Source organism: Actinoplanes sp. NPDC023936 (genome assembly GCF_040639325.1).
GTDB lineage: Bacteria > Actinomycetota > Actinomycetes > Mycobacteriales > Micromonosporaceae > Actinoplanes.
Genome location: NZ_JBEZZR010000001.1, coordinates 35,530 through 59,821 on the forward strand (window position 1 = coordinate 35,530; position 24,292 = coordinate 59,821).

Below are 24,292 nucleotides of genomic sequence, written 5' to 3' on the forward strand. Positions count from 1 at the left end.
GCGCGTGAAAAAGCAACCGGTGTTGATCACCGATGCCGCTCGCAGCCAGGGCGACCAGCTCCGAAGCCGGGAGATCCGCTACGTCACGATGATGGGGATCCGGGCGCTCTGCCTGATCCTCGGTGGCGTCCTGATCAGTCTGCGAGTGCCGTTGCTGGCGCTCTGGCTGGTCCTCTGTGCGGCCGGGATGGTCTTCCTGCCCTGGGCCGCCGTGCTGATCGCGAACGATCGCCCGCCGAAATCGAAGGCCGAGCGGGCGGCGGATGCGGCGGCGCGGGAGGACTACCGCCGGGCGCTGATCGCGGCCGCCGAGGCCGAACAGCGGCAGGCCCCGGAACCGACCGTCATCGATGCCGAGATCGTGGAGGATCGCAAGCCCGGTTAGGGGCGCGCTCCCAGCACGGAGACCGCGCGGGCACCGAGTTCGGCGCCGGCGGCGAGCGCCGCCGCAGGCGCCGCACCGGAACACCATGCCGCGAGCAGGCCGGCGGCGAAGGCGTCACCCGCGCCGGTCGGATCCTTCATGGGTACGGCCCGGGCCCGCCCGGCGAAGACCGACCCGTCCCGCCCGGCCCACACCGACCCGGCCGCCCCCTGCTTCACCACCGCGTTCGCCACGTGCGCCGTCAGACGCCGTGCCTGCGCGCCGGCGCCTCGCAGCGCGGAAGGATCCGGGCCGCCCGGCAGCGCGGAAGGATCCGGATCGGCGACGCTCGGACCGGCCAGCACGTCTGCCTCGTCCGCGTTGCACAGGAGCAGCGCGACACCCCGTACCCACGCCAGGAAAGCGGTGGCGCCCACCGACCGCAACGGGGCCGCCGAGGCCGCGTCGACGCTCACCGGAAGTCCCCGCCGGGCGGCGGCCGCCAAGGCCGCCAGGCCGGCGTCCCGGGACCCGGCGTGCAGCAGCGGATAGCCGGAGAGGTGCACGTGTGTGCCGGCCGGGGCGTCGTCGATGACCGATGTGACGTGCGCCGGGCCGAGCAGCAGCGACGCGCCCCGATCAGTGATCATGGTGCGCTCGCCGGCGCTGGTCAGGACGACGACGCTGCCGGTGGCCGCGCCCGGGCAGACCTGCACCGCGCAGCGCACGCCCGCGCCGGAGAGTTCCGCGACCCGGTCCCGTCCGGCGGCATCGTCACCGACGGCGGAGACAAGGGTGACCGGATGCCCGGCGTGGGCCAGCCAGGCCGCGGTGTTCGCGGCCTGGCCGCCGCCGCCGACGCGGATCGCCGCGTCGGTGTCCGAACCGGCCCGCACCGGACCGTCGTGTTCGACGAGGACGTCCGTGACGAGATCCCCGACGACGATGATCATGGCGCTGCGAAGCCGACCGGTCCGGCGGACGCGCTGTTCGAGGCGGCCGCGATCTGGGCGGCGAGCGCCGCGTTGCGCAGGATGATCCGGATGTTCGTCGCCAGGCTCTTCCCCTCGGTGCTGGAGTGGAAGTGCGACAGCAGGAACGGGGTGACCGCCTTGCCGGTGATGTTCTGCTCGGACAGCAGGCGCAGGCCCGACTCCAGGGTCCGGTCGTGCAGCTCCGGGTCGAGCTGCTCGCCGGTGGGCAGCGGGTTCGCCAGCACCAGGGCGCCCTCGGTGACCCGCTGCTCGTCGCGGGCCCGGATGAAGTCCGCGACCTGCTCGGGGGAGTCCAGCTGCCAGTCGACGTCGAAGCCGCCGTCGGTGATGAAGAAGCCGGGGAACCGCGTGGTCCGGTAACCGGCCACCGAGACGCCGAGGGTCTCCAGCCGTTCCAGGGTGGCGCCCACGTCGAGGATCGACTTCACGCCGGCGCAGACCACCACGATCGGGGTCCGGGCCAGCGCGGTCAGGTCGGCCGACTCGTCGAACGTGACGCTGGCCTCCCGGTGCACGCCGCCCAGGCCGCCGGTGGCGAACACGCCGATCCCGGCGGCCGCGGCGATCGCGCTGGTGGCCGCGACGGTGGTGGCGCCGTCGGCGCGCCGGGCCGCGGCGATCGCGAGGTCACGAACCGAGAGCTTCGCCACGTCCTGCGCGAGGGCCAGGTGCTCCACCTGCGCGTCGTCCAGGCCGACGACGATCTCGCCGCCGATCATGCCGATGGTGGCCGGCTCGGCGCCGTTGTCCCGGACGGTCTGCTCGATCTCCCGGGCCACCCGGAGGTTGTCGGGGTGCGGCAGACCGTGCGAGATGATCGTGCTCTCCAGGGCCACCACCGGCCGGCCGTCGCGGCGAGCCCGGGTCACGTGGTCGCCGTATCGAATCGCGAAGTCAGTCACATGATCACCGTACGGGTCCTGGTTATCGCCTTGTCGTTGGACCGACCCGGCGTGAGGTGTCAGACTTGCTGGCTGAGGTCCTAACGTTGAAGTGGTCCGGCGTTGAAGTGGTCCTGCGTTGGATTGGTCCCGCGTCGCATTCCTGAAGGGCAGATAACCGTGAGCACCCAGATCCTTGAGCGTCCGGAGACCAAGGACGCCGACACCGGTCCGGAGATGTTCCACTACGTCCGCAAGGAGAAGATCGCCGAGAGCGCCGTCATGGGCAACCTCGTCGTGGCGCTCTGCGGCGAGACCTTTCCGGTGACCAAGTCGCCCAAGCCGGGCTCGCCGGTCTGCCCGCAGTGCAAGGAGATCTACGAATCCATGAAGGTCTGATCGAGGCGTGACGGGCGGATACGGCCTGCTCGTCGCGGACCTGATCGGTGTGGCGGTGTTCGCCGCCTCCGGCGCCACGGCCGGCGTCGCGAAGCGCCTCGATCTGTTCGGGGTCGCGTTCGTCGGCTTCGTGGCCGCGCTGGGCGGCGGCATCCTGCGGGACCTGGCCATCGGGTCGGTTCCGCCGCTGGCGTTCGCCGACTGGCGATACGCGGTGACCGCGGTGGTGGCCTCGCTCGCCGCGTTCTGGCTCCACCCCACGCTGAACCGGCTCCGGCGCACCGTGCTGCTGCTGGACGCCGCGGGGCTGGGCCTGTTCACCGCGACCGGCACTCTCAAGGCGATCGCCGCCGGTGTCCCACCGGTCGGCGCCTGCCTGCTCGGCATGCTCACCGCGATCGGCGGTGGTGTGGCCCGTGACCTGCTCACCGGGGAGATCCCGGTGGTGCTCCGGCGCGAGATCTACGCGGTGGTCGCGCTGGGCGGCGCGGTCCTGGTCACGGTCCTGCACCGGATGGGCTTCACCGGCTTGCTCCCGCTGGTCGGCGCGGCCGGCCTGATGACCGGGGTACGCCTCCTCGCGCTCTACCGCAAGTGGTCCGCGCCGGTCGCCGCGCCCCGGTTTTGAGCCCTTGGTCGCAGTCGTCCGACACCCTCCCGGCAACCGTCCGCGGCTATGCTGGTCCGCAGCCTCCGCGCCCCAGATCGCGGGGGTTTTTCCGTGACTGAAGGGATCCTCGCAGCTTGAGCCCGCCCCTGCCGAACCTGGAGATCTTCCCGCCGCTGCGTGCCTGGCAGCGCAGGGCGATGGTGACGTACCTGCGCCGGCAGTCCGAGGACTTCATGGCCGTCGCGACGCCCGGCGCCGGCAAGACCACGTTCGCGCTGCGGATCGCCGCCGAGATGCTCGCCGACGGCACCTGCGACGCGGTCACCGTGGTCTGCCCGACCGAGCACCTGAAGACCCAGTGGGCGCTCGCCGCGGCCCGGGTCGGCATCCAGCTCGACCCGAAGTTCCGCAACGCCGACGTGCACTCGTCCCGCGACTTCCACGGGGCCGTGGTGACGTACGCGCAGGTCGGCATGGCGCCGGCCGTGCACAAGCGGCGCACCATCACCCGGCGCACGTTCGTGATCCTCGACGAGATCCACCACGCCGGCGATTCGCGGAGCTGGGGTGACGGGGTCAAGGACGCCTTCGAGCCGGCGGTGCGCCGCCTGCTGCTCACCGGAACCCCGTTCCGATCCGACGAGAACCCGATCCCGTTCGTCACGTACGAGCGGGGTCCCGACGGCATCCAGCGGTCCCGGGCCGACTCGGTCTACGGGTACGGCGACGCGCTGAAGGACCGGGTCGTGCGGCCGGTGCTGTTCATGGCGTACTCCGGGGAGACCCGCTGGCGGACCAACGCCGGCGACGAGCTGGCGGCCCGCCTCGGTGAGCCGATGACCAAGGATCTGGTGGCGCAGGCCTGGCGTACCGCCCTGGACCACCGCGGCGACTGGATGCCCCAGGTGCTGCGGGCGGCCGACGCCCGGCTCTCCAAGCTGCGCGAGCACGGCATGCCGGACGCCGGTGGCCTGGTGATCGCGAGCGACCAGCAGTCCGCCCGGGCGTACGCGAAGCTGCTGCACGACGTGACCGGGGAGTCCGCCACGATCGTCCTCTCCGACGACGAGGGCGCCTCCGGCCGGATCGCCGCCTTCGCCGCCTCCGAGCAGCGCTGGATGGTCGCGGTCCGGATGGTGTCCGAGGGCGTCGACATCCCGCGTCTGGCCGTCGGCGTCTACGCCACCAGCGCCTCCACCCCGCTCTACTTCGCCCAGGCGATCGGCCGGTTCGTCCGCTCCCGGGTGGAGGGCGAGACCGCCACGGTCTTCCTGCCGAGCGTGCCGCACCTGCTGGGGCTGGCCAGCGAGATGGAGGAGCAGCGCAACCACGTCCTCGGGGCGCCGAAGGAGAAGGACGGCCTCGACGACGAGCTGATCGAGCGGGCGCAGAAGTCCGAGGACGCCCTCGGCGATCTGGACAAGCAGTTCGAGGCGCTCTCCGCCACGGCCGAGCTGGACCAGGTGATCTACGACGGGACGTCGTTCGGCACCGGCGCGCGCAGCGGCACCGCCGAGGAGCTGGACTACCTGGGCCTGCCCGGCCTGCTCACCCCGGAGCAGGTGACCGACCTGCTGAACAAGCGGCAGGCGGAGCAGCTCGCGGCGCAGAAACGGCAGCAGCAGGCCCAGCCCGCGGCGCCGGTGCCGGAGCAGCGCGAGCCGGTGGTCCCGATGAGCGCGGGGGAGCGGCGCAACAGCCTGCGCCGCCAGCTGAACACCCTGGTGGCGGCGCATCACCACCGGACCAACCTGCCGCACGGCAAGATCCACGCCGAGCTGCGCCGGCTCTGTGGGGGCCCGCCGAGCGCTCAGGCCACGATCGAGCAGCTCGAGGAGCGGATCGCCACCATCCAGACGCTCTGAGGGATTACGGCCCGCAGCGGGCCGCTCAGCGGGTTTTAGGCACAAGAGAAGGGCACCTCCTGGCTGGAGGTGCCCTTCTTGCGCGTCTCTGTGGGGGACCGCTGCTGCTAGTTGGTGGAGTTCGACATCATTCCGGCTCCGCGCCAGGTGAAGTCCGGATCGGCCGCATAGTGCACGGCGATCTTCACCAGGTCCTCGGCGTACCGGTTGGCGTGGTGGCCGCAGAACACAAGATCGCCACCGCCTGCCAGGGTCAAACGGAGCTTCCCGGCTGCATTGCAGCGGTCGCACCGTTCATCGGCTGCTAGACCGGCCAGGCTTCCCGCCGGCGGCGTGAGGGTCGGGGTCATCGCCTTCCTCCTCTGTTCGTCACCGATGAACATGTTCCTCGGCTACTGCTCACTCATCGTGCAACACCCTGCACCGTTGCAGCCTTCCCGATGTGCCCCGGGGGGACCGAGGTCACACCGTTCGTTCTGGCTAGTGTGCCGTGATCCAAGGGTGCCACGTCAACGATCACTTCTGCACAACGGTCTGATCACCACCCGTTGATGTACGGGTGGTGACCATTTGGACACGTAATGTTGACTGAACGCCCTAGTCCAGGTAGTCCCGGAGGACCTGGGACCGGGACGGGTGTCGCAACTTCGACATCGTCTTGGACTCGATCTGACGAATCCGCTCCCGGGTCACGCCGTAGACCTGGCCGATCTCGTCCAGCGTGCGCGGCTGGCCGTCGGTCAGGCCGAAGCGCAGCCGGACCACGCCCGCCTCACGCTCGGAGAGCGTCTGCAGCACCTGCTGGAGCTGGTCCTGCAGCAGCGAGAACGAGACCGCGTCGACAGCGACGACCGCCTCGGAGTCCTCGATGAAGTCACCGAGCTGGCTGTCGCCCTCGTCGCCGATGGTCTGGTCCAGCGAGATCGGCTCACGCGCGTACTGCTGGATCTCCAGCACCTTCTCCGGCGTGATGTCCATCTCCTTCGCCAGCTCCTCCGGGGTGGGCTCACGGCCCAGGTCCTGGAGCAGCTCGCGCTGGATGCGGCCGAGCTTGTTGATGACCTCGACCATGTGCACCGGGATGCGGATGGTGCGGGCCTGGTCGGCCATGGCGCGGGTGATGGCCTGCCGGATCCACCAGGTGGCGTACGTCGAGAACTTGTAGCCCTTGGTGTAGTCGAACTTCTCGACGGCGCGGATCAGGCCGAGGTTGCCCTCCTGGATCAGGTCGAGGAAGGCCATGCCGCGGCCGGTGTAGCGCTTGGCGAGCGACACCACGAGCCGGAGGTTCGCCTCGAGCAGGTGGTTCTTCGCCCGCTCGCCGTCCCGGTTGATCCACTTGAGGTCGCGCTCGAAGTTGCGCTCGAGCGACTCCTCGCCCTCGTCGGCGGCGCGCAGCCGCTCGGCGGCGTAGAGGCCGGCCTCGATCCGCTTGGCGAGCTCGACCTCCTGCTCCGCGTTGAGCAGCGGGACCTTGCCGATCTGCTTGAGGTACGCCCGGACCGAGTCGGCGGAAGCGGTGAGCTCCGCGTCGCGGCGGGCCTGTTTGAGCGCCTCGGACTCCTCGTCGTCCCACTCGAAGTCGCCGTCGGTCGCCGAGCTGGCGGCGTCGGTGGCGGCAGCCGCGACCATGGCGGCCGGCTCCTCGACCACGACGTCCTCGATCTCGGCGGCGAGCTCCTCGGGGTCGATCTCTTCGCCGGGGCCCTCGCCGGGCTGACCCGGAGCGGCCTTGGTGGCGGTCTTCTTGGCCGGCGTGGCCTTGGCGGCCGCGGTGGCCTTGCGGACCGGCGCGGCCTTCTTGGCGGGAGCCGGCGTGCCGCCGTCACCGGCCGGTGCGGCCTGCTTCGGCGCGGGCGCCGCCTTCTTGACGGCTGCCGTCTTCGCGGTGGTCGCCTTCGACGCCGGCGTGGCCGAGCGGGCCGCGGACACCTTGCGGCGGGTGCTGGCGGAGCCGTCGACGACGACGGTGATGCCGGCGTCGACGAGGCCGCGCAGAATCTTCTTCGCCTGAGCCGGGTTCACCGCGGCTGACTCGAGGGTATGCGCGACCTGGGCCGAGGTGAGTTGCCCGCCCGCACCCTGAGCATGGGTGATCAGGGCCTCGGTGAGAGAGCGAACGTCGGCACCGTTCTGGTGGGCTTCTGTCACGAATGACCTTCCGGAGGCGATGAGGTTGGGCACGGCCAGGGTCCAGCGCAGCACGCGGGGGCGAGAGTTGCTGGGGTCGGTTTGGGAGCCCCCGGGACCCGGACCGTCCCGCAGGCGAGTGTCCGTGAAGCGTGGGCAGGGGTGAATTGTAGCGCCGCCGACCGAGATCCTCCGCCCACAGCACGCCGCCGACGCCCGACGACCTCGCCGAAGACGCCGGTTGCGCGCCCGGAAGAGCTCGGCAGGAGAATGCTAACGGCGGAAAGGACCCATTCGTGAGTGAGATTTCGACGGACGAGTTGTTGACGATCGCGGTCCGCGTGGCCAGGCAGGGCGCCGTCACGGCCCGCCGGATGCGCGACGAGGCGATCGGCGACGTGGAGACCAAGAGCACCGACACCGACGTGGTCACGGCGGCCGACAAGGCGGTCGAGCGTCAGGTGATCGAGGCGCTGCTGGCCGAGCGCCCCGGAGACGGCGTGCTCGGCGAGGAGTACGGGGACTCGGCGACTGTCGCGCCCGGCGCGGTGCGATGGATCCTGGACCCGATCGACGGCACCGTGAACTACCTCTACGGCCTGCCCCAGTACGCCGTCTCGCTGGCCGCCGAGGTCGGCGGCGCGGTGGTCGCCGGAGTGGTGATCAACGCGGCCACCGGTGACGAGTGGACGGCCACCCGCGGCGGCGGGGCGTGGCGGGCCGGGCGTCGCCTGGCCGGCTCCGCCCGGACGACGCTGGACCAGTCGCTGGTCGCCACCGGATTCGGGTACGACGCCCGCCGGCGCGAGCACCAGGGCGCCGTTCTGGCCCGTTTGATCACCCGTGTGCGTGACATTCGGCGGCTGGGTGCGGCGGCACTCGACCTCTGCCTCACCGCGGAGGGCAGTCTGGACGCCTACTTCGAGAAAGGCTTGAACCTGTGGGACCACGCGGCGGGCGGCCTGATCGCCGAGGAGGCGGGGCTCGTCGTGGGCGGCCTGTCCGGTGCGCCGGCCGGCAACGAGATGCTGGTCGCGGCGCCCCCGGCGCTCTTCGGTGCGCTGCACGACGTCCTGGTGGAGCTGGACGCGGCCGGCGGTCCCTAGGCCGGGGTCAGTCCCCGTCCTTGGCGGCCTCGGCGGCCGGCTTCAGGCAGGCGCCCGGCGGCAGCGTCGGCTCACCGATCTCGACCAGCGACTGGTTGACCTCGGTGGTCGTGGCCAGCTGCTGGAACTGGTCACCGATGACGACGTCGATCACGGCGCCCTTGCGCTTCGGGTCGTACGTCATCTTGGACTGCGCCAGGAAGTACGCCCGGAGCAGCTGGGCCCGGCCGACCGTCTCCGGCCCGTACTTGATCTCGGCGACTTCCTTGAACTTCGTCTTGCTCTTGGCCGGGTCCTTGACGGTGAAGCGCCGGTTCTTGAACTCGTTGGTGACGCTCTCCGCCAGGCCGGCCCGGCTGGTCCCGTTGAGGACCTTGATGGTCACCTCGGCCGGGTCGTCCGGAAGCAGGACGTCGGCGAGCGGGGCGCCTGCCGGGCAGTCGCTGCCGTCGGCGAGGTCGCCCTGGCTGTCGCGCACCAGCGCGACAACGACGAAGACCACCGCTGCCACGGCGAGCACGCCGACGAGGACGAGTGCTCGGACGCGGGCAAAGCTCATGGGGCTGGCTCCAGGGTCGGACGACGGGCCCGGGTAAGGTCGCCGGGCCTGTCGAGAGGTTAGCGTCTGTCCGCCAGGCGCGCGGAAACAGGGAATGCTTCCGGCGCGCCGACAATGATCCAGAGGCCGGTGCCCCTACTTTGATGTCGCCTCAGTCACATCGGGAACAATGTGCCGCCGTAGCGCGTACAAGCCTGCCGCAACAGCGGTAAGGTTCCGCGCTCGCCGGACCTGATCCGGGTGTCAGAAATCGTCCAGCGGAACCGGGAACCGAAACCCTGTCCTTGGCGTTACAAACGCACAAGCGACACATCGATACAGGAGAGTGAAAACCGATGGCCACCGACTACGACGCCCCGCGTCGCGATGAGGTCGACCTCGGCGAGGACAGCCTCGAGGAGCTCAAGGCCCGTCGCGCCGACTCCCAGTCGGGCGCAGTGGACGTCGACGAGGTCGAGGTGGCGGAGAGCTTCGAGCTGCCCGGCGCCGACCTGGCCGACGAGGAGCTCACCGTCAAGGTTCTGCCCATGCAGACCGACGAGTTCCGCTGCTCTCGCTGCTTCCTGGTGCACCACCGCAGCCAATTGGCGACGGAGCGCAACGGGGAGCTGATCTGCCGCGAGTGCGCCTGAGCGCACTCGCCGCAAGTCCGCCGGCACCCGATCGCGGTATGACGCGGTCGGGCCCAAGGCGTTCGCCACGGGGGTTTGATCCGGGGTTTGACCCTGGGGCGTGACCGGGAACTCATACCGGGAACGCCCGACGGGAAGGACGACGATGAACCACGCGGATCGTGCGACCGAGCCCGCAGTCGCGGCTGGGTCCGGAGCCGAGTTCGACGCTGTCCGAGAATCGCCTGACAAGTCCGAAATAACGGAAAATTTTGCAGAACCTGGCTCAGACGTCGAGCTGGGCCGCACCGTCGCGGCCCTGACCTCGGACGAGCTGGAGCCGGCCGGCCGCCGGCAGCTGCTGGGCCGCCTCGTGGGCGAGGTGCGCGACCGCGGTGTGGGCCGCCTGTTCCGCCCCAGGACCGCGCTGCGCTGGATGACCGACGCGGTGGTCGACGTGGCGCCGCGCATCCCGGTGCGCGACCTGGAGACGCTGCGCCGGCACTTCCCCGCCCTGGACGACGAGGAGCTCGCCGAGCGCCTGATCCGCAACGCCGCCCGGGCCACCGCCGGGGTGGGCGCGGCGGGCGGCGGGGTCGCCTCGGCCGAGTGGGTGGCGACGCCGACGCTGCTCTCCGCCCCGGTGCTGCTGGCCGCGGAGACGGTCGCCGTGGTCGCGATCGAGATCAAGCTGATCGGGGAGCTGCACACCGTGTACCGGCAGCCGATCGCCGGCGGGGTGCCCGAGCGGGCCATGAAACTCGTCGAGTCCTGGTCCGGCCAGCGCGGGGTGAACCCGATGCTGCCCGGCGTGGGCGTGGCAGCGGTGCTCGGCACCGCCGCCCGCAAGGAGCTGCAGAAGACCCTGCTGACCCGGTTCGGCCGGAACCTGACCACGATGGGCCCGATGCTCACCGGCGCGGCGGTCGCCAGTTACCTGAACCGGCGGGCCACCCGCGCGGTCGGCGACAAGGTCCGTGCCGACCTCAGGAAGACCGCTCCGCCCGCTCCCGGCGGCTGACCTCGAGCAGCAGTGTCGCGAGCTCGACCGGCTTGCGGGTGCTGACCACCCAGTACGGCGTGGGGTCCGCCGGGTCGTCGAGGACGACCTGCACGGCCGTGGGGATCCACGGGCGCTGCACCACGAACGCGTACGGATGTGCGCCGACGCCGAGCGCCTCCCGCTTGCCGGCGGCGTCCAGCGCGACCACGTCCGAGATCACCGCGACCGGCAGCCGGGCGTCGTCGACCTGGAACTCGGTGGGGGTGACAGCGATCCGCAGCCGGTTGAGCGGGAGCAGCAGCAGGACGCTGAGCGGCACCAGCACCACGAACGGCAGCCACCAGGGGATGTCCGGGAGGCCGAAGGTCAGCTCAGCGGCGAGGATGGTGCCCGAGAGCAGTGCGGCGGGCCAGGCCCACCACGGGAGGCTGAGCCGTTCGCGATGGGCCGCGAGGGTGCGGGCCGGGGACTCGGGTGTCACCCTTCGAAGGGTACGGCGCGCCTCCGATGCCCGGCGCGGCAGGATGGCAGGGTAAGTGCGCCCGGTAGACCCGTCAGGAAGGCTCGACGTGACTGACCCCGTCGTCCAGGTTCGCCTGCTCGACCCCGATCTGCCCCTGCCGGCGTACGCGCATCCCGGTGACGCCGGCGCCGACCTGGTCGCCGCCGAGGAGGCCGAGATCGCCCCGGGCGCCCGGGTGAAGGTCCGGACCGGCCTCGCAATCGCCCTGCCGGACGGTTTCGTCGGCCTGGTCCACCCTCGTTCCGGTCTCGCCGCTCGCCTCGGGGTGACGGTGCTCAACGCGCCCGGTACGGTCGACGCCGGTTACCGGGGCGAGATTCAGGTGAACCTGATCAACCACGATCGGGCGAACACCGTCAAGATCTCCCGCGGGGACCGGATCGCCCAGCTCGTGATCCAGCGGGTGGAGCGGGCGGTGTTCCACCGTGTGGACACCCTCGACGACACCGCGCGGGGCGCCGGCGGGCACGGCTCGACCGGCGGCCACGCGGAGCTGGCCGGGCACCAGAAGCAGGACTGAAACGGAAGGTGGCAGTGATGTTCTCCCGTAAGCGCGATGCCGCGAAGCACGTCCGTGCGGCCGACGCGCCGCCCTCCGCGGCGCTGGCGAGCAGCCTGGCCGCGGGCGGGGAGGCACCGGCGCCCGAGTTCGGCCCCTGGGACGCCAAGCACGCGCCGGAGGGTGTGCAGCGGCTCGACCTGGGCAGCCTGCAGATCCCCGCGATCGAGGGCGTCGAGGTGCGGGTCCAGGCCAACCCCGAGGGTGGCGTCGAGCAGGTGGTGCTCGTCGACGGCGAGAGTGCCCTGCAGCTGGGCGTCTTCGCCGCGCCCAAGACCGAGGGCATCTGGGACGAGGTGCGCGCCGAGATCGTCGCGGCGATGACCTCGGACGGCGTCGCGCCGCAGGAGGTCGCCGGCAAGTACGGCACCGAGCTGCGCGCCCGGGTCACCACCCCGGAGGGCCCGGCCGACGTGCGCTTCGTCGGTGTGGACGGCCCGCGCTGGATGATCCGCGCGCTCTACCAGGGCGCCGCGGCCGCCGATCCGGGCCGCGAGGGCGTGCTCGGCGAGGTGCTCTCCGGCCTCGTCGTGGTCCGTGACGACGAGCCCCGCCCGGTCCGTGAGCCGCTGCCGATGCGGCTGCCCAAGGAGATGGCACAGCAAGGTCAAGCCGACGCGCCCGCCTGACGTACCGTGGGAGTCATGACCACCGGTCTTCGCGGTTTTCTCAACCGTCTCACCGCCAGTGACTCCGAGCTGGACGCTGAGAAGTTGCAGCGGGACAGCGCCAAGTGCGGCGCGGTCCCAGCCGGCGCCTGCCGGCGCGGGCAGGTCGTTTCGGTGTCCGGCCGGCTGCGGACGGTGGCGTACACTCCTCGCACCAACCTTCCCACGCTGGAGGCCGACCTCTGGGACGGCAGCGACGTGGTCACGCTGGTCTTCCTGGGTCGCCGGTCCATCCCCGGCATCGAGCCGGGTCGCCAGCTCACCGCGCGCGGCCGGATCGCGATCCGGGACGACCGTAAGGTGATCTACAACCCGTACTACGAGCTGGAGGCGCCCCGGTGAATGGCAGCGAGCCGCGCCACGCCGCGCACGAGTCGGTCGAGGAGCGGATCGCTGAGGAGATCGTCGAGGAGCTCGATCTCCACCCGGTGCCCTCGGAGGCCGAGCGCAAGGACGAGGAGGAGCCCCTCCCGTCGATGAGCGAGCAGATCGCCGAGCAGCTCGGCGGTGTCCGCGGCCTCATCGAGTCGAGCCTGCCGGTGCTGGCGTTCGTGATGCTCAACGTGCTGCTCGGCGACTCGGTGGCCGGCCTGGAGAAACGCCAGGCGCTGCTCTGGGCGATCGTCGGCTCGGTCGCCACGGCGGTCGGGATCGGCGCGGTCCGGCTGGCCCGCAAGCAGCCGGTCCGGCACGCCGTCAACGGCCTGTTCGGCATCGCGATCGGCGCCTGGCTGGCCTGGCGCACCGGCGACGCGAAGAACTTCTACCTGCCGGGCATCCTGCTCACGTTCGGCCAGGCCGCGGTGCTGCTGCTCTCGGTGGTGTTCCGCAAGCCGCTGATCGGTTACGCCTGGGGCATCATGGCGAACAAGGGCCACCAGGACTGGTTCGGCAACGGCCGGCTGTTCCGCACGTTCCAGTGGCTCACCCTGCTCTGGGTGGTGTCGCTCTGCGTGCGCGCCGGCATCCAGTACTACCTCTACGCGATCAACGAGGCGAACGCGCTGGGCATCGTCCGGATCCTGGTGAGCTGGCCGATCTACGCCGGCACCTTCGCCTTCACGGCGTGGGCGATCCACCGGGTGACGAGCGCGCAGAAGCGCGAGACCGAGGCCGCCGTCTAAGCGGCGGCGCCGAGCACCACGGCCCGGATCTGCTCCTCCACCTCGCTGGTGCAGACGAAGATCAGCTCGTCGCCGGCCTCCAGCGGGTCGTCCGGCGTCGGCACCATGACCCGCTTGCCGCGCAGGATCGCGACGAGGGCCGCGTCCCGGGGCATCGGCACGTCCCGGATGGGGTGACCCTCGTACGGCGCGTCGCGGGGCAGCGTGATCTCCACGAGGTTCGCCTCGCCCTGCCGGAACGTCATGAGCCGGACCAGGTCGCCGACCGTCACGGCCTCCTCGACCAGCGCGGCCATCAGGCGCGGCTTGCTGACCGCCACGTCCACGCCCCACTGCTCGGTGAAGAGCCACTCGTTCTCGGCGCGGTTCACCCGGGCGACCACCCGGCCGACCGCGAACTCGGTCTTGGCGAGCAGCGACACCACCAGGTTGGCCTTGTCGTCGCCGGTGGCGGCCACCACGACGTCGCAGGAGGCGAGGTCGGCCTCCTCGAGGCTGCTCATCTCGCAGGCGTCGGCGAGCACCCAGCGGGCCTGCGGGACCCGTTCCGGGCAGAGCTGCCGCGGCTGCCGCTCGATCAGCATCACCTCGTGCCCGTTGCCGATCAATTCCTGAGCGATCGACCGGCCGACGTTGCCGGCCCCGGCGATGGCGATCCGCATGGTCACTGCCCTTCCTTGTCGGCGCCCTGCGCGATGTCCAGCACGGATCCCGCGGTCTCGTCGGTGACCAGCATGAAGACCTGGTCGCCGTCCTGTAGCACGGTGGAGGGCTGGGCCAGGGTGCCCATCCCGAAGCGCATCAGATAGGCGACCCGGGCGCCGGTACGCTCCTCCAGCGCCCGCACCTGCTTGCCGACCCAGTCCCGGTGCAGCGGGGTCTCCACGATGCTGACCACGCTCGTCGGGTCCCGGAACACCTCGACGCGGTCATCGGGCACCAGGAACCGGAACATCCGGTCGGCCGCCCACCGGATCGTCGCGATGGTGGCGATGCCGAGCCGTTCGTAGACCTGCGCCCGCCGGGAGTCGTAGATCCGGGCCACCACCCGGGACACCCCGAACGTCTCCCGGGCCAGCCGGGCCGAGATGATGTTGGAATTGTCGCCGCTGGAGACGGCCGCGAACGCGTCCGCCCGCTCGATGCCGGCGGCCCGCAGCACGTCCCGGTCGAAGCCGATGCCGGTGACCGTGACGCCGCCGAATCCGTCGCCGAGACGCCGGAACGCGTCCGCGTTCTGGTCGATCACCGCGATGTGGTGTCCCTGCGCGTCGAGCTTCTGGGCCAGCGTCGAACCGAGCCGGCCGCACCCCATGATCACCACGTGCACGGTTCGTGCCCTCCCATCGACTGCCGGCCATCGAGCGATTCTCACCCCGGCATCGGGCCCGGATCCGCGGGGCCGTTGCCCGGCGCCGGATGCGCGGCCCTCGCCACGGTGAGAAAGGCTCGGTGTGAGCCTGCCATGTGCCCCTCGCCGCCGGTGTCCGGGGCGGGGTACGCGGATCAGCGTCCGGCCGTACCCTTGGCACTCGTGGCAAGTACCACCTCTCTAGCCAAGCGGCTGCTCCTCGGCCGGCCGTTCCGATCGGACAAGCTCCAGCACACGCTGTTGCCCAAGCGGATCGCCCTGCCGGTCTTCGCCAGCGACGCGCTCTCCAGCGTGGCGTACGCCCCCGACGAGATCCTCCTGACGCTCTCCATCGCCGGCGCCGCCGCCTACGTCTATTCACCCTGGGTGACGCTCGCGGTCGCGGTCGTGATGGTGACGGTGGTCGCCAGTTACCGGCAGAACGTGCACGCGTACCCGTCCGGCGGTGGCGACTACGAGGTCGCCACGGTCAACCTCGGCCCGAAAGCGGGTCTCGGCGTCGCCAGCGCGCTGCTGGTCGACTACATCCTCACGGTGGCGGTCTCGGTCTCGTCCGGGGTGACCAACCTGGGTTCGGTGGTGCCCTGGGTCGCGGAGCACAAGGTCGGCATCGCGATCGCCGCGGTGCTCGTGCTGAGCGCGCTCAACCTGCGCGGGCTGCGGGAGTCCGGCACCGCGTTCGCGGTGCCGACGTACCTGTTCATCGTCGTGATCGTCGGCATGATCCTGACCGGGCTGTTCCGGGTCTTCGTGCTCGGGGACGATCTGCGGGCGCCGAGCGCCGACCTGGTGATCACCGCGGAGGAACATCATCTGACCAGCTTCGGATTCGCGTTCCTGCTGTTGCGGACGTTCTCGTCGGGCTGCGCCGCGCTGACCGGTGTCGAAGCGATCTCCAACGGTGTGCCGGCGTTCAAGCAGCCGAAGAGCAAGAACGCCGCGACCACGCTGCTGCTGCTCGGCGGTCTCGCGATCGTGATGCTCTCCGGCATCATCCTGCTGGCCCGCGCCACCCACCTGCAGTACGTCGAGGACCCCGGCCTCCAGATCGTCTCCGGCCCGACCGACTACGTGCAGAAGACTGTCACCACCCAGATCGCCGAGACGGTCTTCGGCAGCGGATCGATCCTGCTCTACCTGGTCGGCGCGGTGACCGCGCTGATCCTGTTCCTGGCCGCGAACACCGCGTTCAACGGCTTCCCGGTGCTCGGCTCGATCCTCGCCCAGGACAGGTACCTGCCGCGCCAGTTCCACACCCGCGGCGACCGGCTGGCCTTCAGCAACGGCATCGCGTTCCTGGCGATCGCCGCGATGGTGCTGATCGTGGCGTTCCACGCCGAGGTCACGAAGCTGATCCAGCTCTACATCGTGGGCGTCTTCGTGTCGTTCACGCTGTCCCAGGCCGGCATGATCCGGCACTGGAACCGGCTGCTGCGGACCCAGCGCGATCCGGAACGCCGGCGTCAGATGATCCGGTCCCGGGCGATCAACACGTTCGGCATGGTGCTCACCGGCGCGGTCCTGATCGTGGTGCTGATCACCAAGTTCCTGCTCGGCGCGTGGATCGCGATCGCGGCGATGGTGGTCATCTACGGCGTCATGGTGGCCATCCACCGGCACTACACCCGGGTCGCCGAGGAGCTCAAGCCGACCGACGAGCGGCCCATCCTGCCGTCCCGCAACCACGCCGTGGTGCTGGTCAGCAAGGTGCACCAGCCGACGCTGCGCGCTGTCGCCTACGCGCAGGCCACCCGTCCGGACTCGATCACGGCGGTCACCGTCAACGTCGACGACCAGGACACCCGCAACATCCAGGAGGAGTGGGAGCGCCGGCAGATCCCGGTGCCGCTCACCGTGGTCGACTCGCCGTACCGGGAGATCACCCGCCCGATCATCGACTTCGTGAAGAGCGTGCGCCGGGCCTCGCCCCGGGACGTGGTCACGGTCTTCGTTCCGGAATACGTGGTCGGCCGCTGGTGGGAGAATCTGCTGCACAACCAGAGCGCTCTGCGGATCAAGGGCCGGCTGCTCTTCGAGCCCGGCGTGATGGTCACCAGCGTGCCCTGGCAGCTGCGGTCCAGCCAGGACCGTGACCTGGACCGCCTGGACCGCGGCCTGACCCGTGCGCCGGCGCGCGGCCCGCGCAATCGCAGCGAACCGCCCGCCGACCGGCCGGGACCGGACGAGTCCTCATGAGCGAGAGCATCGAGAGCAGCGAGATGACCGACGATCTTGTCGAGGGTGACCGGGTCGAGGTGACCGTGGGCGCTCCGGCGCACGGCGGGCACTGCGTGGCCCGGCTCGGCGGCCCGCACGGCCGAGTGATCTTCGTCCGGCACGCGCTGCCCGGCGAGCGGGTCACCGTGGAGATCACCGAACTGCACCGGGGTTACCTGCGGGCCGACGCCGTGGAGATCCACGAGCCGTCGCCGGACCGGGTCACCCCGCCCTGTGCGTTCGCTCACCCGGGCGGCTGCGGTGGCTGTGACCTGCAACATGTGTCCGGCGAGGCGCAGCTGCGATGGAAGGCCGACGTCGTCCGCGACCAGCTCACCCGCCTGGCCGGGATCACCCCGGAAGATCAGGACAAGATTTTCGTACGGGTGGAGCCGTTGCCGGCCGCACCCGGCCGTCCCGGAGAACCCGGTGACCGGACCGAGCCGGAACCGTCGCGGCTGCTCGGATGGCGCAGCCGGGTCCGTTACGCGATCGACGCCCTGGACCGCCCCGGTCTGCTCCAGCACCGGTCGCACCAGGTCGTCCCGATCGACCGCTGTGTGATCGCCCACCCGGCCGTCCAGGAGCTCGACCTGCTGGCCCGGACCTGGCCGGAGGTGGACGCGCTGCAGGCGGTCGCCTCCACCGGCGGCGACGTCGCGGTGCTGGCCCGCCCGGCGGGCGCACCGGGCGGCCCCGCGGGCGCACCGGGCGGCCCGGCGACGGACGATCTCGGCGACGCCCCGGCCGGTGGCGCGCTGGTCCGTCTCTCCGGTCCGGACGAGGTGACCGAGATCGCCGGCGGGCGGGCGTGGACCGTACCCCCGGAAGGGTTCTGGCAGATCCACCCGGCCGCCGCGGACACGCTGGTGGAGGCCGTGCTGACGATGTTGCGCCCGGCTCGCGGCGAGGTCTCCTGGGACCTGTACGGCGGCGCCGGCCTGTTCGCGGCCGCCCTGGCCGTCCGCACCGGAGCGCGGACCACCGTGGTCGAGTCGTCACCGACAGGCGTGGCCGCGGCCCGCAAGAACCTGGCCGGCCTGCCCGAGGTCGAGGTCGTCGAGGCGAAGGTGGACGTGGCGCTGTCCCGCCGCCGGGTCACCGCCCCGGTCGACCTGGTCGTGCTCGACCCGCCCCGAGCCGGCGCCGGGGCCAAGGTCGTCCGCGCGGTCGCGGCGGCCGGCCCCCGAGCCATCGCCTACGTCGCCTGCGACCCGGCGGCCCTGGCCCGGGACCTGAAGACCTTCCGGGCGGAGGGCTGGGCGCCGGCCGAGATCAGAGCCTTCGACTGCTTCCCGATGACCCAGCACGTGGAGTGCGTAGCCCTGCTGCACAGGGCGTAACCCCCGCCCGCCCGCCTCCGCCCACCCAGCGGATCTTGGCGATTTGCTCATCCACGTCTTTGTCTCCACGTCTTTGGCGAACTCGCCAAGATCGCGGGAAAGCGGGGGGCGGGAAGGCGCGGACACGTGAGGGCGGGAAGGCGGAGACGTGAGGGCGGGAAGGCGTGGACGCCGAAAGGTCAGTTTGCGCGTTCGGCGGCGGTTACGGCATTGCGGAACAGCATCGCCACAGTGGTCGGGCCGACGCCGCCGACGCGCGGGGTGATCGCTCCGGCCACCTCGGCGCAGGACTCGTCGACGTCCGGGAGCAGGCGGCGGCCCTCGTAGCGGACCCCTGCGCCGATCACCACGGCGCCCGGCTTCACGTGCTCGGGCTGGATGATGCCGGGCACGCCGGCCGCGGCGATCAGGATCTCGGCGCGCTGGGTGTAGCGCGGCCAGTCCTTCACGCCGGTGTGGACGACAGTGACCGCCGCGTTCGCGGTCGGCCGTTTCTGGGCGAGCAGCATGGCGAGCGGGCGGCCCAGCGTGGCGCCACGGCCGAGGATCACGACCTCGCGGCCGGAGATCTCGACGCCGTGGAAGGCGAGCAGCGCCTCGATGCCGGCCGGGGTGCACGGCAGCGGACCGGGCAGCCCGACCGCGAGCCGGCCCATGTTGAGCGGGTGCATGCCGTCGACGTCCTTGTCGGGGTCGAGGGTCTGCAGCGCCGCGTCGTAGTCCAGATGGGCCGGGATCGGGTACTGGATGAGGACGCCGTGCACGTCCTTGTCGTCGTTGAACCCGGCGATCACCCGGAGCAGGTCGGCCTGCGTGACGTTCCCGCTCAGGTGCTCGTGCGGGGAGGAGAAGCCCAGCTCGGCGGCCTGCTTCTGCTTGATCCGGATGTAACCGGCGCTGGCGTCGTCATCGCCGACCAGGATGGTGGCGAGGCTCGGCTGCACGCCGCGTTCCTTGAGCTTGGCGACCCGCTGCCGGACGTCGGCGAGCACGGACTCGGCGACCGGAGCGCCGGGAAGAAGACGAGCGGACATACGCGTGACCCCCGCGGGAGCCCAGGCGGTCGACTCTCCGCAACGAGCTCCCCGATGGTTGAACCATCCCCGTGCCGCCAGTCGCTGCGTGACCTCCAGGATGCCCGACCATCGGTACGGCCGGCCAGCCGGGGTGGCCGGTTGCGAGGATGTGGAGGTTGTGTGGAGGATCGGCATCGGCCGTTCGCGTAAGGTGCGCCACGGCGGAGCACCGATAGACTGCTCCCTCATGAGCGACTCCCCCTCGACCCCGGCCGGCCTGCTGGCGAGCATCACCGAGCCCGGTGATCTCAAGCGACTGACCCCGGAGCAGCTGACCCTGCTCGCGGCCGAGATTCGTGACTTCCTCGTCGCCAAGGTGTCGCGGACCGGCGGCCACCTCGGTCCGAACCTCGGCGTGGTCGAGATGACCCTCGCGATGCACCGCGTCTTCGATTCCCCACGTGACAAGATTCTCTTCGACACCGGCCACCAGTCGTACGTGCACAAGATGGTGACCGGTCGCCAGGACGGCTTCGACCTGCTGCGCCAGCGCGGTGGCCTGACCGGCTACCCGAGCCAGGCCGAGAGCGAGCACGACCTGATCGAGAACTCGCACGCCTCCACCGCCCTGTCCTACGCGGACGGCCTGGCCAAGGCGTTCGCGCTGCGCGGCGAGGAGCGGCACGTGGTGGCCGTGGTCGGCGACGGCGCGCTCACCGGCGGCATGTGCTGGGAGGCGCTGAACAACATCGCCGCCACCAAGAACCGGCTGGTCATCGTCGTCAACGACAACGGCCGGTCGTACGCGCCGACGATCGGCGGCCTGGCCGACCACCTCTCCACGCTGCGGCTGAACCCGGGCTACGAGAAGGTGCTCGACCTGGTCAAGGACGCGCTGGGCCAGACGCCGGTGGTGGGCAAGCCGGTCTTCGAGGTGCTGCACGCGGTCAAGAAGGGCATCAAGGACGCGGTCAGCCCGCAGCCGATGTTCGAGGACCTCGGCCTGAAATACATCGGCCCGGTGGACGGCCACGACCAGCAGGCGATGGAGTCGGCGCTGCGCCGCGCCAAGGGCTTCAACGCGCCGGTGATCGTGCACGCGGTGACCAAGAAGGGCTACGGCTACCTCCCCGCCGAGCAGGACGAGGCGGACTGCCTGCACGGGCCGGGCGCGTTCGACCCGCAGACCGGCGCGCTGACCGCGAAGCCGTCGCTGAAGTGGACGAAGGTCTTCTCCGAGGAGCTGGTCCGGATCGCCGACGAGCGGCCGGACGTGGTGGGCATCACCGCCGCGATGGCCGAGCCGACCGGCATCGCCGCGCTCGCGAAGAAGTACCCGGAGCGGACCTACGACGTGGGCATCGCCGAGCAGCACGCGGCGACCAGCGCGGCCGGCCTGGCGATGGGCGGGCTGCACCCGGTGGTGGCGGTCTACGCCACGTTCCTGAACCGGGCGTTCGACCAGGTGCTGCTCGACGTGGCGATGCACCGGCTGCCGGTGACGTTCGTGCTGGACCGGGCCGGGATCACCGGACCGGACGGGCCGAGCCACTACGGCATGTGGGACATGAGCGTCTTCGGTGTGGTGCCGGGTCTGCGGATCGCCGCGCCGCGGGACGCCGAGACCCTGCGCGAGGAGCTGCGGGAGGCGATCGCGGTCGACGACGGCCCGACGATCGTCCGCTTCCCGACCGGCTCGGTCGCCCCGGCCACCCCGGCGCTGCGCCGGGTCGGCCAGATCGACGTGCTGCGCGAGGACGAGAGAAAAGACATTCTGCTCGTCGCGGTGGGCTCGTTCGCGGGCCTCGGCCTGGACGCCGCGGAGCGGCTCGCCGAGCAGGGGTACGGCGTGACGGTCGTCGACCCGCGCTGGGTCCGCCCGGTGCCGATCGAGCTGACCGGCCTGGCCGCCGGCCACCGCCTCGTGGTGACGCTGGAGGACGGCGTCCGTACCGGTGGCGTCGGTGACGCGGTGGCGAGCGCCCTGCGCGACGCCGGCGTCGCGGTGCCGCTGCGCGACTTCGGCGTGCCGGTCGGCTTCCACCCGCACGGCACCCGTGCCGAGATCCTCACCGCGCTGGGCCTGACCGCGCAGGACATCGCCCGGGAGGTGACCGAGACGGTGTCCCGTCTGGACACCGCTCCGGCCGGGGAGGCGCCGGCCACGGTCTGAGCGGTCGGCCGACGGGCGATCTCGTTATGTAACCGTTACTTTGGATGCATGGGGGAGCCAGTCGTCATCGATCTCGGGCTGGATCGCGGGGAACCGGAGACGTACGAGCGACCGGGGCGGCCCACCACGTCGCCCTGGTTCGCCCCGGCGCTCCTGACCGTCCTCGTGCTCCTGCTCGCCGGGGCCTCCGCGCCGATGCGCCGGGCGCCCGTGCTCACCCCGCTGCTGCGCATCCCGATCGGACCCGGCGAGCCGTACGCGATCACCGAGGGCGGCCGGCTGCTGGCCCAGACCGGCGCGACCCTCAGCTCGTACCACCTGCAGAGCGGTGAGTTGCGGTGGAGCGTCCGGCAGGACATGCAGGTCTCCCGGCTGCGCACCGCCGCCGGCATGCTGCTGCTGCGGCCGTTCGGGCGGTTCGCGGTCGGCACCACGGCCCTGTCGCTCTCCACCGGTGGACATCAGTGGCGCAACCAGCACAACGTGATCAGCTTCGCCGGCACCTCGCCGCTGTTCGCGGTGGACGACGTGCGGACCAGCTCCGGCCCCGGCCGCCGGGTGGAGAACACCGTCCAGGTGATCGACCCGGCGATCGGCGACGTCCGCTGGCAGATCCATCTGCGCCGGACCGCGGTGCTGCTCGGGGTGCCCGGCCCGGCCGACACCGAGCCCCGGATGCTGCTGATCGGCGACGACCAGCTCGCCGACCTGTACGACACGGCGGACGGCCGGCATCTGGCCTCCCGGAAGCTGCCGGCCGCCGACTACGACCCGGACAACCCGGTGGTCGCCGGCGGAACGCTGCTGCTGCGGCATCCCGGACCCTCCGGGACCGCGATCTCCGCCTACGACCCGGCGGATCTGCGGCCGCTGTGGAGCACGACCGCGCGGGGCACCGACCGGCTGGTCCCGTGCGGCCTGCTCGCCTGCCTGATCGGCCAGTACGGCGTCCGCGCCGTCGACCCCGCCACCGGCGACGGCCGCTGGCAGCGCGGGGACTGGCGGACCGTGGAGCAGGAGGGCACCGCCCTGGTCGGGTACGCGGGCCAGGACCCGGTCGCGCTGGCCGACCCGGAGACCGGGGCGACACTGGTGGACCTGTCCGGCTGGGACCTGGTGCCGGGCAGTCCCGGTAACGGGGAGTTACTGGTGACGCGGGAGGCCTCCACGAGCACGCGTACCATGGTCGCGATCGCGGCGCCGGAGACCCGGCGGCCGCGGCTGCTGGCGGAGCTGCCGGCCGGAACCGGCAGCTGCCAGTCCGCCCCGGAACGACTGGTCTGCCGGTCGTCCGTCGGTGAACTGGTCGTCTGGGCCTACCGGACCGAGACGGGAGCCGGCTGACCACGTACAGGTGAAGGGTTTCGGTGTGACGCTGATCGACCTGGACCGCGTCCCGGAGCCCAGCCCGGCAGCGGCCCGCCGCCCGCCGCCCTGGCGGTACCGGCACGCCGGCCTGCTGATCGCGGCGGTCCTGCTGGTCACGCTCGGTGGCGCCGCGCCCAGCGCCGCGGTCCGCTGGCGTTACCTGGGACTGGCCGGGCCGATGGACGTCGTCGAGATGCCGCTGAAGCTGGCCGGAGGCAACGCCTACACCGCCTCGTCGCGGGGCATCGAACGGGAGCTGACCGCCTGGCGGCTGGACCCGGAACCGGAGCCGATCTGGACCACCGCGGTGCCGATCGGCGCCGAGTACGAGGTCGGCCGTGGCCTGTTCGGCGGGGTGACGATCCAGCAGGCCGCCGACTCGGTGCTGGTCTCCGAGGGGTACACCACGACCGCTCTGGACGTCGCCACCGGGCGGATCCGGTGGAGCCTGACGAACTCGCTCACGCTGCTGGACTCGGGTACCACCGGCGTCGTGGTCGAGCGTGTGTTCCGTCCCGGCACCGAGTACGACCAGGCCTCCGGCGATCCCGGCGCGCTCTACTTCTCGGCCACCGGCGTGCCGCACACCGAGCCGCCGATCCGCACCGAGGTACGCGGCGTCGACCTGGTGACCGGCAAGACCCGGTGGACGGCGACACCCGGCGGCTCGGTGACCGTCGACCCGGTTGCCGGCGCCCCGGCCGCCGTCCTGATCACCTCGTCGCAGCGGCTCACCCTGCTCGCCGGGGCGACCGGGGAGACCCTCGCCGAGACCACGCTGCCCGAGCGGGACGGCGCCGGCCCGTCCAGCGGCGCGGTCGCCGGCCGTGTCGCGCTGGTCGGCTACGAGCAGGCCGGCTGGCAGTCCGGTTACGACGTCCGGACGCTGCGCAAGCTCTGGGACCAGCGGTTGCCGCAGGCGCCGGGCGAGATCCCGGTCTGCATCGGCGTGATCTGCTCCGGGCCGCGCGGCGAGCAGTCCGTGCTGGACCCGGCCACCGGCGAGCCGGCCTGGCCGGTGACCGCGGAGACCGACCTGGAGGTACGCGCCGGATCGGTGCTGGAGACCCGGGCCGACACCGACCTGCCGATCCGGCTGGCCGACCCGCTCACCGGCCGGACCCGTGCCGACCTGACCGGCTGGGACTCGCTCGTCCGGTCGGCGCCGGGCCGGTCGCTGGACGAGACGCTGGTGCTGCGGCGCGACCATGAGGGCGGCCGGCCGCTGTTCGGCGTGGTCCTGCCCGGGCACGCCGAGGTGCGGGTGCTCGGGGCCGCCGAGACGGAGAGCGCCGACTGCGCGGCGGACGAGCGGCACGTGGTCTGCCGGGATGAGCACGGACTGGGCGTCTGGGCGTACCGGATCTGACCCTTCACGAGGCACACTGAGGCGAAGTCCCCGAGTG

Annotated in this window: 25 protein-coding genes and 1 riboswitch; of the genes, 16 read left to right on the plus strand and 9 right to left on the minus strand. The window is 71.6% G+C overall.

Annotated features, from left to right (window positions below):
- The first annotated feature begins 4 nt into the window (after positions 1 to 4).
- A complete protein-coding gene (locus AB0F72_RS00175) occupies positions 5 to 385 on the plus strand; it encodes a DUF3099 domain-containing protein (protein WP_360422625.1) in 381 nt (126 codons plus the stop codon).
- Here AB0F72_RS00175 and AB0F72_RS00180 read toward each other — a convergent pair.
- A complete protein-coding gene (locus tag AB0F72_RS00180) occupies positions 382 to 1,317 on the minus strand; it encodes a PfkB family carbohydrate kinase (protein ID WP_360422628.1) in 936 nt (311 codons plus the stop codon). The genes AB0F72_RS00175 and AB0F72_RS00180 overlap by 4 nt on opposite strands.
- Complete coding sequence (locus AB0F72_RS00185; protein WP_360422631.1) at positions 1,314 to 2,261, minus strand: pseudouridine-5'-phosphate glycosidase; 948 nt, start codon at positions 2,259 to 2,261, stop codon at positions 1,314 to 1,316. Before AB0F72_RS00185 ends, AB0F72_RS00180 begins: the two co-directional genes overlap by 4 nt.
- A gap of 153 nt (positions 2,262 to 2,414) precedes the next feature.
- Here AB0F72_RS00185 and AB0F72_RS00190 point away from each other — a divergent pair, with 153 nt between their 5' ends.
- The 3 genes from AB0F72_RS00190 (at position 2,415) to AB0F72_RS00200 (ending at position 5,114) form a co-directional block, all read left to right on the plus strand.
- Positions 2,415 to 2,639 (plus strand): DUF3039 domain-containing protein, encoded by a 225-nt coding sequence (locus AB0F72_RS00190; protein ID WP_041831555.1) that lies wholly within the window; start codon positions 2,415 to 2,417, stop codon positions 2,637 to 2,639.
- Between the two features lie 7 nt (positions 2,640 to 2,646).
- Complete coding sequence (locus AB0F72_RS00195) at positions 2,647 to 3,267, plus strand: trimeric intracellular cation channel family protein (RefSeq protein ID WP_360422634.1); 621 nt, start codon at positions 2,647 to 2,649, stop codon at positions 3,265 to 3,267.
- Between the two features lie 116 nt (positions 3,268 to 3,383).
- Positions 3,384 to 5,114 carry a DEAD/DEAH box helicase gene (locus tag AB0F72_RS00200; protein ID WP_360422637.1) on the plus strand — a complete coding sequence of 577 codons (1,731 nt, stop codon included), beginning with the start codon at positions 3,384 to 3,386 and terminating at the stop codon, positions 5,112 to 5,114.
- Positions 5,115 to 5,221: 107 nt separating this feature from the next.
- Here AB0F72_RS00200 and AB0F72_RS00205 read toward each other — a convergent pair whose 3' ends face one another.
- Both AB0F72_RS00205 and AB0F72_RS00210 read right to left on the minus strand, forming a co-directional pair.
- Complete coding sequence (locus tag AB0F72_RS00205) at positions 5,222 to 5,464, minus strand: hypothetical protein (protein WP_360422639.1); 243 nt, start codon at positions 5,462 to 5,464, stop codon at positions 5,222 to 5,224.
- 247 nt (positions 5,465 to 5,711) lie between these two features.
- Entirely contained in the window at positions 5,712 to 7,265 is a 1,554-nt protein-coding gene (locus AB0F72_RS00210; protein ID WP_360422642.1) for an RNA polymerase sigma factor, read from the minus strand.
- Between the two features lie 275 nt (positions 7,266 to 7,540).
- Between AB0F72_RS00210 and AB0F72_RS00215 the strand changes: the two genes are divergently transcribed.
- Positions 7,541 to 8,350, plus strand: a complete 810-nt coding sequence (locus AB0F72_RS00215) for an inositol monophosphatase family protein (RefSeq protein ID WP_360422645.1) — start codon at positions 7,541 to 7,543, stop codon at positions 8,348 to 8,350.
- A 7-nt stretch (positions 8,351 to 8,357) separates the two neighbouring features.
- Here the strand turns inward: AB0F72_RS00215 and AB0F72_RS00220 are convergent, their stop codons facing one another.
- Positions 8,358 to 8,909, minus strand: a complete 552-nt coding sequence (locus AB0F72_RS00220; RefSeq protein ID WP_360422648.1) for a LytR C-terminal domain-containing protein — start codon at positions 8,907 to 8,909, stop codon at positions 8,358 to 8,360.
- A gap of 335 nt (positions 8,910 to 9,244) precedes the next feature.
- Between AB0F72_RS00220 and AB0F72_RS00225 the strand changes: the two genes are divergently transcribed.
- Positions 9,245 to 9,541 (plus strand): DUF4193 domain-containing protein, encoded by a 297-nt coding sequence (locus AB0F72_RS00225; RefSeq protein WP_014446959.1) that lies wholly within the window; start codon positions 9,245 to 9,247, stop codon positions 9,539 to 9,541.
- 145 nt (positions 9,542 to 9,686) lie between these two features.
- The gene (locus AB0F72_RS00230; RefSeq protein WP_360422653.1) at positions 9,687 to 10,541 is read left to right on the plus strand and encodes a hypothetical protein; all 855 of its coding nucleotides are present in this window, start codon (positions 9,687 to 9,689) and stop codon (positions 10,539 to 10,541) included.
- Here the strand turns inward: AB0F72_RS00230 and AB0F72_RS00235 are convergent.
- Entirely contained in the window at positions 10,507 to 11,004 is a 498-nt protein-coding gene (locus AB0F72_RS00235) for a DUF3093 domain-containing protein (protein ID WP_360422656.1), read from the minus strand. The two genes, AB0F72_RS00230 and AB0F72_RS00235, sit on opposite strands and share 35 nt — an antisense overlap.
- Before the next feature lie 88 nt (positions 11,005 to 11,092).
- On the opposite strand from AB0F72_RS00235, the gene dut reads away from it, so the two are divergent.
- From dut to AB0F72_RS00255, 4 genes are read left to right on the plus strand one after another with little or no spacing between them, the layout of a single operon-like run.
- Positions 11,093 to 11,566: a dUTP diphosphatase gene (dut, locus tag AB0F72_RS00240; RefSeq protein ID WP_360422658.1), complete on the plus strand. Its 474-nt coding sequence runs from the start codon at positions 11,093 to 11,095 to the stop codon at positions 11,564 to 11,566.
- A gap of 17 nt (positions 11,567 to 11,583) precedes the next feature.
- Positions 11,584 to 12,234, plus strand: a complete 651-nt coding sequence (locus AB0F72_RS00245; protein WP_360422661.1) for a DUF3710 domain-containing protein — start codon at positions 11,584 to 11,586, stop codon at positions 12,232 to 12,234.
- A 15-nt stretch (positions 12,235 to 12,249) separates the two neighbouring features.
- Positions 12,250 to 12,615, plus strand: coding sequence for an OB-fold nucleic acid binding domain-containing protein (locus AB0F72_RS00250; protein ID WP_360422664.1), 366 nt, complete (start codon positions 12,250 to 12,252; stop codon positions 12,613 to 12,615).
- Positions 12,612 to 13,397, plus strand: coding sequence for a DUF3159 domain-containing protein (locus AB0F72_RS00255; RefSeq protein WP_360422667.1), 786 nt, complete (start codon positions 12,612 to 12,614; stop codon positions 13,395 to 13,397). The genes AB0F72_RS00250 and AB0F72_RS00255 overlap by 4 nt, the downstream gene beginning before the upstream one ends.
- Here AB0F72_RS00255 and AB0F72_RS00260 read toward each other — a convergent pair.
- Together AB0F72_RS00260 and AB0F72_RS00265 are read right to left on the minus strand one after the other, a co-directional pair.
- The gene (locus AB0F72_RS00260; protein WP_360422670.1) at positions 13,394 to 14,065 is read right to left on the minus strand and encodes a TrkA family potassium uptake protein; all 672 of its coding nucleotides are present in this window, start codon (positions 14,063 to 14,065) and stop codon (positions 13,394 to 13,396) included. The genes AB0F72_RS00255 and AB0F72_RS00260 overlap by 4 nt on opposite strands.
- Positions 14,062 to 14,727: a TrkA family potassium uptake protein gene (locus AB0F72_RS00265; protein WP_360422672.1), complete on the minus strand. Its 666-nt coding sequence runs from the start codon at positions 14,725 to 14,727 to the stop codon at positions 14,062 to 14,064. Before AB0F72_RS00265 ends, AB0F72_RS00260 begins: the two co-directional genes overlap by 4 nt.
- A 204-nt stretch (positions 14,728 to 14,931) precedes the next feature.
- Here AB0F72_RS00265 and AB0F72_RS00270 point away from each other — a divergent pair, with 204 nt between their 5' ends.
- Together AB0F72_RS00270 and AB0F72_RS00275 are read left to right on the plus strand one after the other, a co-directional pair.
- The gene (locus AB0F72_RS00270; protein ID WP_360422675.1) at positions 14,932 to 16,965 is read left to right on the plus strand and encodes an APC family permease; all 2,034 of its coding nucleotides are present in this window, start codon (positions 14,932 to 14,934) and stop codon (positions 16,963 to 16,965) included.
- 23 nt (positions 16,966 to 16,988) lie between these two features.
- Complete coding sequence (locus AB0F72_RS00275; RefSeq protein WP_360423779.1) at positions 16,989 to 18,329, plus strand: TRAM domain-containing protein; 1,341 nt, start codon at positions 16,989 to 16,991, stop codon at positions 18,327 to 18,329.
- Between the two features lie 179 nt (positions 18,330 to 18,508).
- Here the strand turns inward: AB0F72_RS00275 and AB0F72_RS00280 are convergent, their stop codons facing one another.
- The gene (locus tag AB0F72_RS00280; RefSeq protein WP_360422678.1) at positions 18,509 to 19,363 is read right to left on the minus strand and encodes a bifunctional 5,10-methylenetetrahydrofolate dehydrogenase/5,10-methenyltetrahydrofolate cyclohydrolase; all 855 of its coding nucleotides are present in this window, start codon (positions 19,361 to 19,363) and stop codon (positions 18,509 to 18,511) included.
- Positions 19,364 to 19,375: 12 nt separating this feature from the next.
- Positions 19,376 to 19,458: riboswitch (ZMP/ZTP riboswitch) on the minus strand.
- Between the two features lie 134 nt (positions 19,459 to 19,592).
- On the opposite strand from AB0F72_RS00280, the gene dxs reads away from it, so the two are divergent.
- The 3 genes from dxs to AB0F72_RS00295 are packed head-to-tail and all read left to right on the plus strand — an operon-like array spanning position 19,593 to position 24,255.
- The gene (gene dxs / locus AB0F72_RS00285) at positions 19,593 to 21,518 is read left to right on the plus strand and encodes a 1-deoxy-D-xylulose-5-phosphate synthase (RefSeq protein WP_360422681.1); all 1,926 of its coding nucleotides are present in this window, start codon (positions 19,593 to 19,595) and stop codon (positions 21,516 to 21,518) included.
- Positions 21,519 to 21,566: 48 nt separating this feature from the next.
- Positions 21,567 to 22,862 (plus strand): PQQ-binding-like beta-propeller repeat protein, encoded by a 1,296-nt coding sequence (locus AB0F72_RS00290; RefSeq protein WP_360422684.1) that lies wholly within the window; start codon positions 21,567 to 21,569, stop codon positions 22,860 to 22,862.
- A gap of 25 nt (positions 22,863 to 22,887) precedes the next feature.
- Positions 22,888 to 24,255 (plus strand): PQQ-binding-like beta-propeller repeat protein, encoded by a 1,368-nt coding sequence (locus AB0F72_RS00295; RefSeq protein WP_360422687.1) that lies wholly within the window; start codon positions 22,888 to 22,890, stop codon positions 24,253 to 24,255.
- The last annotated feature ends 37 nt before the right edge of the window (positions 24,256 to 24,292 follow it).

What these genes read in the sequence shown, in the direction of transcription:
- AB0F72_RS00180 (WP_360422628.1), bottom strand. Translation starts at nt 1,317, where the DNA reads ATGATCATCGTCGTCGGGGATCTCGTCACGGACGTCCTCGTCGAACAC.
- AB0F72_RS00205 (WP_360422639.1), bottom strand. Translation starts at nt 5,464, where the DNA reads ATGACCCCGACCCTCACGCCGCCGGCGGGAAGCCTGGCCGGTCTAGCA.
- AB0F72_RS00220 (WP_360422648.1), bottom strand. Translation starts at nt 8,909, where the DNA reads ATGAGCTTTGCCCGCGTCCGAGCACTCGTCCTCGTCGGCGTGCTCGCC.
- AB0F72_RS00225 (WP_014446959.1), top strand. Translation starts at nt 9,245, where the DNA reads ATGGCCACCGACTACGACGCCCCGCGTCGCGATGAGGTCGACCTCGGC.
- AB0F72_RS00230 (WP_360422653.1), top strand. Translation starts at nt 9,687, where the DNA reads ATGAACCACGCGGATCGTGCGACCGAGCCCGCAGTCGCGGCTGGGTCC.
- AB0F72_RS00245 (WP_360422661.1), top strand. Translation starts at nt 11,584, where the DNA reads ATGTTCTCCCGTAAGCGCGATGCCGCGAAGCACGTCCGTGCGGCCGAC.
- AB0F72_RS00250 (WP_360422664.1), top strand. Translation starts at nt 12,250, where the DNA reads ATGACCACCGGTCTTCGCGGTTTTCTCAACCGTCTCACCGCCAGTGAC.
- AB0F72_RS00275 (WP_360423779.1), top strand. Translation starts at nt 16,989, where the DNA reads ATGACCGACGATCTTGTCGAGGGTGACCGGGTCGAGGTGACCGTGGGC.
- AB0F72_RS00280 (WP_360422678.1), bottom strand. Translation starts at nt 19,363, where the DNA reads ATGTCCGCTCGTCTTCTTCCCGGCGCTCCGGTCGCCGAGTCCGTGCTC.
- dxs (WP_360422681.1), top strand. Translation starts at nt 19,593, where the DNA reads ATGAGCGACTCCCCCTCGACCCCGGCCGGCCTGCTGGCGAGCATCACC.
- AB0F72_RS00290 (WP_360422684.1), top strand. Translation starts at nt 21,567, where the DNA reads ATGGGGGAGCCAGTCGTCATCGATCTCGGGCTGGATCGCGGGGAACCG.